At 67.7% G+C, this 10,706-nt stretch carries 10 protein-coding genes and 2 tRNA genes; 3 read left to right on the forward strand and 9 right to left on the reverse strand.

Annotated elements, in window-relative coordinates:
* The first annotated feature begins 298 nt into the window (after window positions 1-298).
* Complete coding sequence (locus tag VIR15_RS14900; protein ID WP_331929059.1) at window positions 299-883, forward strand: TetR/AcrR family transcriptional regulator; 585 nt, start codon at window positions 299-301, stop codon at window positions 881-883.
* Between the two features lie 21 nt (window positions 884-904).
* Here the strand turns inward: VIR15_RS14900 and VIR15_RS14905 are convergent, their stop codons facing one another.
* The 7 genes from VIR15_RS14905 to tig form a co-directional block, all read right to left on the reverse strand.
* Window positions 905-2,635, reverse strand: coding sequence for a CocE/NonD family hydrolase (locus tag VIR15_RS14905; RefSeq protein ID WP_331929061.1), 1,731 nt, complete (start codon window positions 2,633-2,635; stop codon window positions 905-907).
* Window positions 2,628-3,602, reverse strand: coding sequence for an MBL fold metallo-hydrolase (locus VIR15_RS14910; RefSeq protein WP_331929064.1), 975 nt, complete (start codon window positions 3,600-3,602; stop codon window positions 2,628-2,630). Before VIR15_RS14910 ends, VIR15_RS14905 begins: the two co-directional genes overlap by 8 nt.
* The gene (locus VIR15_RS14915; RefSeq protein ID WP_331929067.1) at window positions 3,599-4,525 is read right to left on the reverse strand and encodes an alpha/beta hydrolase; all 927 of its coding nucleotides are present in this window, start codon (window positions 4,523-4,525) and stop codon (window positions 3,599-3,601) included. Before VIR15_RS14915 ends, VIR15_RS14910 begins: the two co-directional genes overlap by 4 nt.
* Window positions 4,526-4,529: 4 nt before the next feature.
* Window positions 4,530-5,648, reverse strand: coding sequence for an FAD-dependent oxidoreductase (locus VIR15_RS14920; protein ID WP_331929069.1), 1,119 nt, complete (start codon window positions 5,646-5,648; stop codon window positions 4,530-4,532).
* Between the two features lie 16 nt (window positions 5,649-5,664).
* Window positions 5,665-6,615, reverse strand: coding sequence for a phosphotriesterase family protein (locus tag VIR15_RS14925; protein ID WP_331929071.1), 951 nt, complete (start codon window positions 6,613-6,615; stop codon window positions 5,665-5,667).
* A 5-nt stretch (window positions 6,616-6,620) separates the two neighbouring features.
* Window positions 6,621-7,625 carry a phosphotriesterase family protein gene (locus VIR15_RS14930; protein ID WP_331929074.1) on the reverse strand — a complete coding sequence of 335 codons (1,005 nt, stop codon included), beginning with the start codon at window positions 7,623-7,625 and terminating at the stop codon, window positions 6,621-6,623.
* Window positions 7,626-7,835: 210 nt separating this feature from the next.
* Window positions 7,836-9,263 carry a trigger factor gene (gene tig, locus VIR15_RS14935; protein WP_331929076.1) on the reverse strand — a complete coding sequence of 476 codons (1,428 nt, stop codon included), beginning with the start codon at window positions 9,261-9,263 and terminating at the stop codon, window positions 7,836-7,838.
* 141 nt (window positions 9,264-9,404) lie between these two features.
* Here tig and VIR15_RS14940 point away from each other — a divergent pair, with 141 nt between their 5' ends.
* Window positions 9,405-9,956, forward strand: a complete 552-nt coding sequence (locus VIR15_RS14940; protein ID WP_331929079.1) for a hypothetical protein — start codon at window positions 9,405-9,407, stop codon at window positions 9,954-9,956.
* 45 nt (window positions 9,957-10,001) lie between these two features.
* On the opposite strand, the gene VIR15_RS14945 is transcribed toward VIR15_RS14940, so the two are convergent.
* Together VIR15_RS14945 and VIR15_RS14950 are read right to left on the reverse strand one after the other, a co-directional pair.
* Window positions 10,002-10,298: a DUF2087 domain-containing protein gene (locus VIR15_RS14945; protein WP_331929081.1), complete on the reverse strand. Its 297-nt coding sequence runs from the start codon at window positions 10,296-10,298 to the stop codon at window positions 10,002-10,004.
* Between the two features lie 43 nt (window positions 10,299-10,341).
* Window positions 10,342-10,415 (reverse strand) — tRNA-Gly (locus tag VIR15_RS14950).
* A gap of 108 nt (window positions 10,416-10,523) precedes the next feature.
* Here VIR15_RS14950 and VIR15_RS14955 point away from each other — a divergent pair.
* Window positions 10,524-10,600 (forward strand) — tRNA-Pro (locus VIR15_RS14955).
* Window positions 10,601-10,706 lie beyond the last annotated feature (106 nt).

The following is a 10,706-nucleotide window of genomic DNA, read 5'->3' on the forward strand; positions in this document are numbered from 1 at the left end:
CGAGACCACCACGCCTGTGGTCCCTGTCCAGCACATGTGGTCCTTTCGTCGGCGGCGCAGCGTTGTCACCGCCGTCCAGCCGGCGGAGGGGACGAGGCCGCAATCATGGCAGTGTGGGGTGGATGGCGTGTTCAGCAGGTCGTGATGGCGAGCGACGATCGAATATGCGCATCGTCGCGCGTTGGAAGTGAAGGACACCTTACGCTGCACGCTCCGTCGCCCGACCGACCCAGACTGGGCGCGGCGTCTATTCGATGAACAGATAGACCAGTTTCTGTACACACAGTAGATTGGCGCCATGGCGACGCTGCGAGAGGTCCAGAAGCGGATGACTCATGACCTTCTGCTCGACAGCGGGCTGACGGTGCTCGAACGCAAGGGGTACCCCGCGACGACCATAGACGACATCGCCACGGCTGCCGGCACGACGCGGACGACGTTCTACCTGCACTTCTCGTCGAAGGCGGAGCTCGTCAGCGAGCTGCTGAAGCGGGCCGACGAGATCCTGACCTCGGTGGACGACCCCTCCCTGACCGAGGTCGTCCGCTCGGGCGATCCAAGGCTGATCCGGACCTGGTTGGACTCGAAGCTCGACCAGTGGGACACCATCAAGCCCTACCTCACGGTGAGCTACCAGGCCTCCCACGAGCCGGACGTCGCACGGCAGACCGAGCAGTGGTACGAGGACGTCGTCAGGCAGATGACCGATGGCCTGACCCAGGCCGGACGGTTCGAGCCCGCCAACCGGCGGATCCGGTGCGTCCTGGCCTTCGGCCAGTTCGAGTACCTGGCGCGGCGCTACTTTGCCGTGGGGTGGCTCACCGACCGGCGCATCTGTCTTGACGAGCTGACCGCTTCCTGGTGCCACCTGCTCATCCACTGACAACCGAGAGAACCGGCTTGGTTAGTCCCCCTTGCCTGCGCGCGTGGTGAACGGCAGGACGAGCCGGGACCGGTGCGCGGCGTCTCGGTAGATCTTGTGGGTGACGGGTCGACCCACCGGCAGGTGGAAGGCGTCCGGCGGCAGCAGCGCGTTGTGCTCGTCGGCCAGCGGCTCGCAGTTGGAGAGCTCAACGACCAGGCGGTGGCCCTTCTTGAACACGTTCGCGAACGGGTACAGCCGGAGCACGTACTCTTCGATCTTGCCCGGCTCGACCGGCTCGGTGCGGGTGTGCGGGTGGTACGGGCTGCCCTCGGTGGTGCGCTCATCCAGCTCGCGGTGCGAGGCCTTGAGGTAGCCGGTGGTGATCAGCTGGCGCTTGCCGGTCGGGGCGGCGTCCCACAGGCGCAGGATGAAATTGGTGTCCTCCTGGTCGATCTCGGCGAAGAGGTGGGCCGCACCGGTGCCGATCATCTCGGTGTCCTCGTCGAACGGCGCGGCTCCCCAGCTGAGCAGCTGCACCTGGTCGGTCACCGTGAGCGGCGCCTGGTAGAACCCGTCCGGTGCGGCGAACTCGGTGCCCATCAGCTCCGGCTCGGGGGACAGCTGGTGGCGCGGGCGCAGGTAGAGCGGCCGGTACTCGATCGGCTTCGGTGGCCACTGCTGAGCGGTCACGCTCTCGCGCGCGCCCTCCACGAAGACCGTGACGGGCGGCTCGTCCATCACGCCGTTGTCGATGCCCTTGAGCCAGTACTCGTACCAGCGGAACATCTTGTCGTGCTCCTCGATGAAGGGGCGCGACTGCATGGGCGGGTAGGGGCCGATGTCCAGCTTCTTGGGCCCCTTGAGCGCGTTGTAGAGCTCGATCGTGCCGTCGAGGGTCCACCCGCGGCCGTGGTCGAGCTGCAGCCACACCGGGATCTCGATGTTGGGGGCGAGGGCAACTGGGTTGCGCTCCTCGTACCACTCCCCGTCGAGCTCGTTCAGGACGATGTCGAACCACGCCTCGTGGTTCTTCGGGTAGTGCAGCACGTGCACCAGGTTCGGCCAGGCGGCGATGTCCGGATCCTGCAGGCGCGCCGCGACCCGCTCCTTGATCTCCTCCGGAGAGTAGGTCTCGAGCATGCGCGACTTCACGCGGTCCGTGAACGCCCAGCCAGAGTCACCGCCCCGACCCTCGCGGGCTGCGCGCGGCATGAACCACATGATGCCGCCGTGGTAAGTGGTCTCGTAGAAGTCGTAGTGACCTCCGGAGACGAAGATCGCCTTGAGGCTCGGGGGACGCTCCGCGGCTGCCAGCACCTGCATCGAGCCGAAGTAGGAGATCCCGATCATGCCGACGTTCCCGTCGCACCACGGCTGCGCTGCGACCCACTCGATGAAGTCGTAGGCGTCCTGGCCCAGCGGGACACCTCCGGCGTTGTAGTTGCCGATGTGCTCGCCGCCGGAGTCACCGGAGCCGCGCAGGTCGCCGATGACGTGCACGTAGTCCTCGGCGACGACCCGGGCGATGTCACCGGCCTCGATGCAGCCGTCCCACATCGGGCTGGGACGGCGCTGTGGTGGTGTGGTGAGGGCCAGGGCCTGCAGCTCCTTGCCGTACGGGCTCAGCGCCACGAGGGCCGGGCGCGGCCGGTCCTCGACACCTTCGTAGGTGTCGGCGGCGAGCTCGACGCCGTCCCGCATGGGGACCCGGAGGTCCTTACGGATGCGGATGGTGTGTCCGCCGGCGTCCCATGTCTGGAGATCAGCCATTGAGCGGTGGCTCCTTTTCCTGGCTCAGGAGGTTCTGGGTGAACTGCGTGAGATAGCCGTGCATCGTCGTGAAGAACGGCGCGGGCTCCAGCGTGGGATCGCCCGCGTAACCGAGCTCCGCGGCGACCCGGGCGAACGGGCTGTAGGGAGAGTCGGTCACCTGCACGCCCTTCTCCAGGTATCGGTGGGCAGCGCCGCTGACGCGGCCCTCGATGTCCAGGCTCTCCTGGAGCGCCCGCTGCGCCTCCTCGCCGTCGAGCTCGACGCCGTAGGGCACGCCGTCGGCAGTGCGGTACGGATGCCCCAGATAGAGGCGCTGCGGACGGATCTGGTCGCGCAGGTACTCCAGGCTCGTGCGGTAGGGCACCGGGTCGGCGTAGCCGGGGAACCCGTTGGCCGCTCCGTGTACCTGGACCGCATCACCGACGAAAACAGACCGCTGCCCGTCGATGACATAGGCGACAGAGCCGGGCGTGTGGCCGGGAATGGAGTGGACGGAGACCGTCACGTCACCACCGAGGGACAGGGTCTCGCCGCCCTTGACGAGCAGAGTGGGTTCCATCTCGCCGGAGATGACGGCGTTCCCGGCGGCCGTCACGTTCGCCTCGCCCTCGGGGTCATCCACGAATCTGCCCCGGCCGGCGAGGTACTCCTCGACGTGGGCACGGCGGGACCGCAGCAGCGTCGCATCGGCCTCGTGGATGACGACCCGAGCCTTGCGGCCGGTCAGCTCCCACAGGGCATGCGCGCCCCCGATGTGGTCGATGTGGCCGTGGGTCAGCAGGATCCAGCGCACGTCCTCGATCCGGCGCCCGAGGGCCTCGAGCGCCGGAGCCATGCCCTCAGCCGGGGATGAGGCGATCCCGGTGTCGACGATGGCCGGTTCCGGGGCGTCGATGAAGAACGTGTACAGCCCGAAGCGACCCCACGGCGAGACCAGGGGGTGGACGGTGACCTCGTGCGTCATGGCTCTCTGCTCAGGAAGTCGGCGGTCTCGTCGAAGGCGAGGTGGAACTCCGGGATCCAGGAGAAGTTCGCCACGAACCCGTGGTTGGCACCGGCGTAGCGGCTGACCGTTGCCTCCACCCCGGCCTCGCGCAATCTCTCGCCGTAGCGCTCGCCCTCGTCACGGAGCGGGTCGTACTCTGCCGTGATGATGAGGGCGCGGGGCAAGCCGGAGAGGTCCTCGCGCTTGATCGGCGACACGAGCGGATCTGCTGGGTCCGCACCGCTGTCGAGGTAGAAGGCGTTGAACGGCTTCAAACCGGCCGTCTCGAGGCCGTACCCTTCGGCGTTCTCCCGCAGGGAGGGATAGCGGTCGACGTCGAAGTCGAGGTCCAGCGAGGGGTAGAACAGCACCTGGTGCGAGATGCGGTCAAACCCCTCGTCGTGGGCCCTGGCGGCAACGGCAGCGACGAACGTGCCTCCCGAGCTGTCGCCGGCGATGGCCAGGGTCCCACCGTCCCACTTCAGGCTCTCGCCGTTCTCCGCCGCCCAGCGGACCACCTCGTAGCAGTCCTGTAGACCGGCCGGATAGGCGGCTTCGGGCGCCAGGCGGTAGCCGACGGAGATGACCTTGAGCCCGGTCGCCTTCGCCAGGGACCGTGCGACGTGGTCGTGCGTGTCCAGGCTCCCGAGGAAGAACGCGCCGCCGTGGAAATACAGCAGCAAGCCGTATGCCGCTGAGTCCCTTGGCGTGTAAATGCGGACGGGCACGTCCCCCACTGCGGTGGATGCGGTCAGGTTCTCGACTGCATGCAGGCGCAGGCGCTCCTCGGCGGGAGCGACCTGCGCCTCCTCGGCCGCACGCATGACGGCCGGGTCGAGCGGACCGCCGGCGGGCGCCGGCAAGGAGGCCAGGACCTTCGCGATCTCCGGGTGCAACGGCATGGCGTCAGGCCTGCGGCTGCTGGGACCCAGGCTTCTGTCCCGGGAAGACATCATTGACCTCATCCTCGCGCCACCCCTGACGCGAGATGCGTTGCAGCTCGTCCGTCACCGGCTTGCGAACCTGCTGATACTGCGCCAGCGCGTTCTTGACGGAGTCGGCCTCGGCCAATGCGTCAGCGAGCGCCCCCGCGTCCAGGATCGCCGAGTTCGCGCCCTGACCCTGGTGGTGCAGCATCGAGTGAGCCGCGTCGCCGACGAGGGCGACGGAGTCCGAGTGCCACGTGTCGACCGGGTCGATGTCGTAGACCGCGCGAACGTTCACGGCGTTCATGTCGAGGTCACGGGTGATGTTGACGATCCGCTCGTCGAAGCCCTCCACCTCAGCGAGGAGCTCGTCCTTGGTGACCTTCGGCGTCCAGGTGCTGTCCGGACACAGGCTGGTGACGTCGAACGACACCTGCTTGCGGTGGCGCAGCGGCAGGAAGTAGACCTTCGTGCCGTGACCGATGTACATCCGCAGGTTGTCGTCGACGGCCATCCCCTGGGCATCCGCCACGTCGATCACCACGCGGTAGGCGCGCTCACCGGAGAACACCGGTTCCTTGTCGCTGAAGAGCTGCTGGCGCACCACGGACTTGATCCCGTCCGCCCCGACGACCAGGTCGGCCTCGACCGTGGTGCCGTTGGCGAAGGTGAGGACGGAGCGGTCCCCCTTGTCCTCGATGGTCGCGAGCTTGTGACCGCAGTGCACCATGCCCTCGGGGAGCACACCGACCAGGGCGTCGATGAAGTCGCCGCGGTGGATCAGGTGGGTCTTCGCACCGTACGTGTCGATCTCCGGCCACGCCTCCTTCATGATCGGGTCACCCGTGGCGGTGAGGATCTCGAAGTAGTCGCTCGGCGAGCTGACCTTGGCGATGGCGTCGAAGATCCCCCACTCGCGGAATCGGCCCATCGTCGAGGGACGCAGACCGATGCCGGCGCCCACCTCCCGGATCTGGGTCGCCTGCTCGTACACGTTGACCTCTGCGCCGAGCAGGCTCAGGGCCTTGGCCGTGGCTGCGCCGGCGTATCCGGCGCCGACGATGGCGATGGTGAGGTTCTTGAGGTCTGAATGCTTCATTGGATCTGTCCTCGTGTCAGTTCTTGATGGTCAGGAAGTCGGCTGGGTTCTCGACGAACAGCCTCGTGATCGTCGACTCGTCGACACCGGCCGTGCGCAGGTCGGGGATCAGGTCCTCGAAGATGTAGTTGACGGTGTGGCCCTTGACACCCGGCCAGCCCAAGGGGCTGCAGTTGGCATCGGCCGAGGCGAGCGCCTTGTCGAGGTGCTGGTCGATGAAGCGGAGGAAGTGGTCGAGCCGCTCCTTGCGCGGGCGGGCCCAGAACGGTGGGTCCTCGAGCTCGGTTTCGTAGCCGAAGGTGTCGAAGCCGACTCGACCCCCCTGCTCGGCGATCCAGGTGTCGCGCGTCTTCTCGGCGTTCACGCCGTCGTCGGCGTGCCCGAACAGCACTCGGTCCAGCGGGAGTCCCTCCTCCCCGAAGATGGCGATCGCCGTCTCGGCGTCGATGGCCAAGTGGGTCAGGATCGGCACGCCCGTGCTCAGGGCGGCGCGAGCGGCAGCCCGGTAGATGCGCTTGTCCAGGTCCGTCATGCGGCCACCGCGGCTCACGCCGACCTTGATGACGCCGGCGCGGCTGCCGGTATCCCCGATGCCCACAGTGATCTCGTGGATGAACTGCTGGGCGAGGTAGTCGACGCTCGCCCGGGCAAAGAACGGCAGGGCGGTGTCGCCCCCGACGAAGCCGGTGCACGCGACGATGTGGACGCCGGTCTTGGCGGACAACGACTTGTAGTAGTCGACGTCGCGGCCGTTGCAGATGCCCGTCGCGTCGACGAAGGTCCCGCCGCCGTACTCGTGGAACTGGCGCAGCTTCGGCACCGTCTCCTCGTACCGCTCCTCCGGGGTCTTCCACCATTTCGAGTCCAGCTCGCACCCGGGCATGCCGTACCCGATGTGCTCGTGGACCGCCACGATCCCCAGCTCTTGAGCCGGGACCGATCCCAGCACGGTGTTCACTCTCGACACAACACTCACCTTTGAGAAATCGTCAGCAGGGCGCGTGGGTTCTCCACCAGGATGCGCTGGAGATCCTTGTCGCTGACCCCGTGTGACCTGAGGAAGGGGACGAACGTCGACAGGACCTGGCCGAACGGCAGATCAGGGGTCGGATCGCTGTCGGGATGGCCCTTGGCCACGCCGATCGCGTTGCTGGACAGGATGATCCGGTCTGCATGGCCAGCCGCGACCAGCTCGAGCACCAGCCCAGCGCGCTCCCGGTCGGTGACGTGGGCCGCGTCCTCCAGACCCACGTGGTCGAGGGCCACGAAGGCGCCGCGGCGGGCAACCTCAAGCGGCGCGCCGGCAGCGACAGCATCCCTGCGGTCGAGCCCGCCGACGACGACGCGGTCCGCCGACAGGTTCTCGTCCAGGACGATCTCGAGGTCGTGCACGGCATCCTTCCCGTAGCGGATGGAGATCGGGACGCCGGTCCTCAGGGCCGTTCGGGCAGCCCCGCGGAAGAGGCTCTCGTCGGTGGCGGTCATGCCCTCGGGACTCGCAGCAGTGGCCACGAGGCCCGCGGGGCCGCGCCGTTCGACGCGGGGAACCACCATGCCCTGGACGACCTCCTGGGTGAAGAGGTCGGCGAACTTCTCCGCCGGCCACGGCGTCGGCGGGTTGGTCTGTGGCGTCAGGAAGTAGCCGCCGAGCATCTCCTCCGGTCCCATGCCCGTCGACGCGACGATGTGCACGCCCGTCGAGCGCGAGAGCGCCTCGTACAGCGCCACGTCCCGGCCGTGGAACATGCCGGTGCTGTCGACGATCGTGGTCCCACCCTGGTCCCGGAAGCCCGTCAGCTTCCGCGCCAGCGTCTCGAAGATCTCCGCGCGATCCATCGTGACGTCGAACGCGTGCTCGGCTCCGGGGACCACCGACAACAGCGCCTCGTGCACCGCGACCACGCCCAGGTCACGAGCGGGGATCGGACCGAGGACGGTGTTGATGGTTCCACCACCGGCAGTCGTTGTCTCCGTCATGGCAGCCTTTCGTCAGCGTCACGTCGTCGTCGCCGTCAGGCGGGTCGTCCTGCTGACATGTTGTCCCCTTGCTTTACAACCTGTCAAACGATCGTCCGCAATGCGGTAAACCCCGGCGTTCCGGAGGCTGGGCTGTGACGGGGCGATGCCCGGACGCACGTGGCCCCCGACCGGATGTCCGGTCGGGGGCCACGTGGAATCAGCGGGTGCTCAGGCCTGGGCCTTCTCATCCTCCGAGTCAGCCGAGTCCGGTGAGTCAGCCGAGTCCGGGGAGTCGGCAGAGTCCGGGGAGTCGGCAGAGTCCGCCGAGTCCGCGGAGTCGGGCGACTCGGGAGATGCCTGCTCCTCGTCGTCCTCGAGGTCTACCTCAGTGCCCGGCATCGCCTCGTTGAGGTCGATGACGTTGCCGGCAGTGTCCTTGACGGACACCTTCTCGAGCACCGACGCGAGCGCCTTGCGGCGGGCGACCTCCGCGACCATGGTCGGGATCTGGCCCTCCTGGTCGAGCGACTGGGCGAAGGCGTTCGGGTCCATGCCGTACTGCTGGGCGTTCATGACGAGGAACTCGATGAGCTCGGCCTGCTGGACCTGCACCTCCTCCTTCTCGGCGATCGCGTCGAGCAGGAGCTGGGTCTTGAGGCCCTTGCGGGTGTTCTCGTCGACCTCGGCGCGGTGCTCGTCGTCCTCGAGCCGTCCCTCGCCCTCGAGGTGAGAGTGCACCTCGGCCTCGATGACGCCCTCGGGCACCGGCACCTCAACGCGCTCGAGGATGGCCTCGAGCAGCTTGTCGCGGGCGGCCACACCCTGCGCGAACTTGGCATCCGTCCCGGCCTTCTCGGTGAGGTCCGCCTTCAGCTCCTCGAGCGTGTCGAACTCCGAGGCGAGCTGGGCGAACTCGTCGTCGAGCTCCGGAAGCTCTCGCTCCTTGACCGACAGCACGGTGACCGTGCAGTTGGCGTCCTGGCCCTGGCGGTCGCCTCCGGCGAGCGGTGCGGTGAACGTCTTCGTCTCGTCGGCCTGCATGCCGATGAGGGCCTCGTCCATTCCCTCGAGCATGTTGTTGCTGCCCACCTCGTAGGACACACCCTTGACCGCGTCGACCTCCTCGCCGTCCACGTCCGCCGACAGGTCGATGGACACGAAGTCGCCGTCCTGGACGGGCCGCTCGACGCCCTTGAGGGTGCCGAAGCGGGCGCGCAGCGCGTCGAGGCGCTCCTCCACGTCGTCGTCGGAGACGGTCGCCTCGTCGACGGTCAGCTCGAGGTCCGAGAAGTCGGGCAGCTCGATGTCGGGGCGCCGGTCAACCTCCGCGATGAAGCTGAAGTCCTCGCCATCGGTCGCCGGAACCTTGAGGTCGGTGATCTCGGGCTGGCCGAGCGGACGGACGGAGTTCTCCTCGAGGGCCTTGCCGTAGAGCTCCGGCAGCGCGTTGTTGACGGCCTCCTCGAGCACGGCGGCGCGACCGACGCGCTGCTCGATGATCCGGGCCGGGACCTTGCCTCGGCGGAAGCCCGGCACCTGGATGTGCTCGCCAATGTGCTTGATGGCCGCATCGAGGCTCGGCTTGAGCTCCTCGAACGGGACCTCGACGGTCAACTTGACCCGGGTCGGGCTGAGGGTCTCGAGCGCACTCTTCACTGCGGGTACTCCAAGGGGGCTGTGGAACGTGGAATGTGGAATAGGGATGAGGCAACGGCTCACGCCTGCTGGGCGCACCGACGCACCATGCTATAGGTCGACGCGTCCCCGCACTAAATGCGCTCCTCCTATGCTCTGCCCATGTCCTCGCCTCGTCCGTCACCCACTCCCGACGACAATGCCGTTGCCGCCGGGCTCGGCGCACTTCGGCCGCTCCAGCTGCTCAGCGCTGCGATCGGGATGGGGGCCCTGATGCTCTCGGCGACGCGGATCCTCGTCGACCTGCCCGTCAACCCGGAGCCGGTCCCGCCCTCATGGATGGCCGTCGGCATCGTCCTCGCATCGGTCGTCGCGGCGACCGGAGTCATCGTGGTCTTCGGCTACTCGGTCCCGTCCCTTCCCATGGGCCTCCCGCGCGAGAACGCCGCCCGGACGAGCCTGCACTACTTCGGGTCGACCACGGTCCTGCGCTCGGCCGTCGCCGAGATGCCGGTGCTCGTCGCCTTCGCCGTGTCCTTCCTCGTGACCCCGCACTCCTGGTTGCCGCTGCTCGTGGCCCTCCCGGTTTCTGCGGCGCTCTTCTGGTGGCACGCCTGGCCGTCGCCACGGACCGCCGCCGCGGTCGAGAAGGGACTGGAAGCGGAGGGCGCCGAGAGCTTCCTCAGCGAGACCCTCGGCTTCCGTGCGGAGTGAGCTCAGCGGCATACAACAGCATTGGCCGTATGCCGCTGTGCTGGGTCAGTCGACCGAGCCCCCAGAGCGCCAGTACAGTCCGTCGGCCCGGTCGAGGAAGCCCTCGTCCACGAGGTAGCGGCGCAGCGCCGCAACGTCCGGGTGGAACGCGCGCAGCCGGGCGTTGACGGCCGTCTCGTCGTACTTCTCCCCCGGCTCGAACTCCTGCGCGAGGTGGTCGAGGACGACGAGCCGCTTCCGCAGCCGCGTCGGGATGTCGGTGAGCGAACCGTCGGGTGCGAGGAACGCGCGGAGCACCGCGTCCCTGTCCTGCAGGGCGGTATGGAGGGGAGGTCGGTTCACGCCACCACGGTAGGCAGGAGAAGGGAGTGCGCCCAAGCGAATTTGGAGCGGGCGACGAGAATCGAACTCGCGTAATCAGTTTGGAAGACTGAGGCTCTACCATTGAGCTACGCCCGCAGGGCCGCTGGTTGGTCCGGCGATCCGAGGCGCTAGCCTACTGGTTCGCGTCCTGTCATCACGAATCGACCTGCACCCGCGGGTCTCATCGTGTCCGCCCGGGCGCGACGGGGCATGGCGCAGCTTGGTAGCGCGTCCGCTTTGGGAGCGGAAGGTCGCAGGTTCAAATCCTGTTGCCCCGACCAACAAGATCAATCGCTTAGCGATTTTTTTGCCTGCTGACCTGCCCCGGATTTCTCTTGGGGCAGGTTCTGGGCAGGTTGCCGAGCCTCGCCCGCTACCTCGCCACCT

Origin of the sequence: Intrasporangium sp., assembly GCF_036566125.1 — a bacterium.
Taxonomy (GTDB): domain Bacteria; phylum Actinomycetota; class Actinomycetes; order Actinomycetales; family Dermatophilaceae; genus Intrasporangium.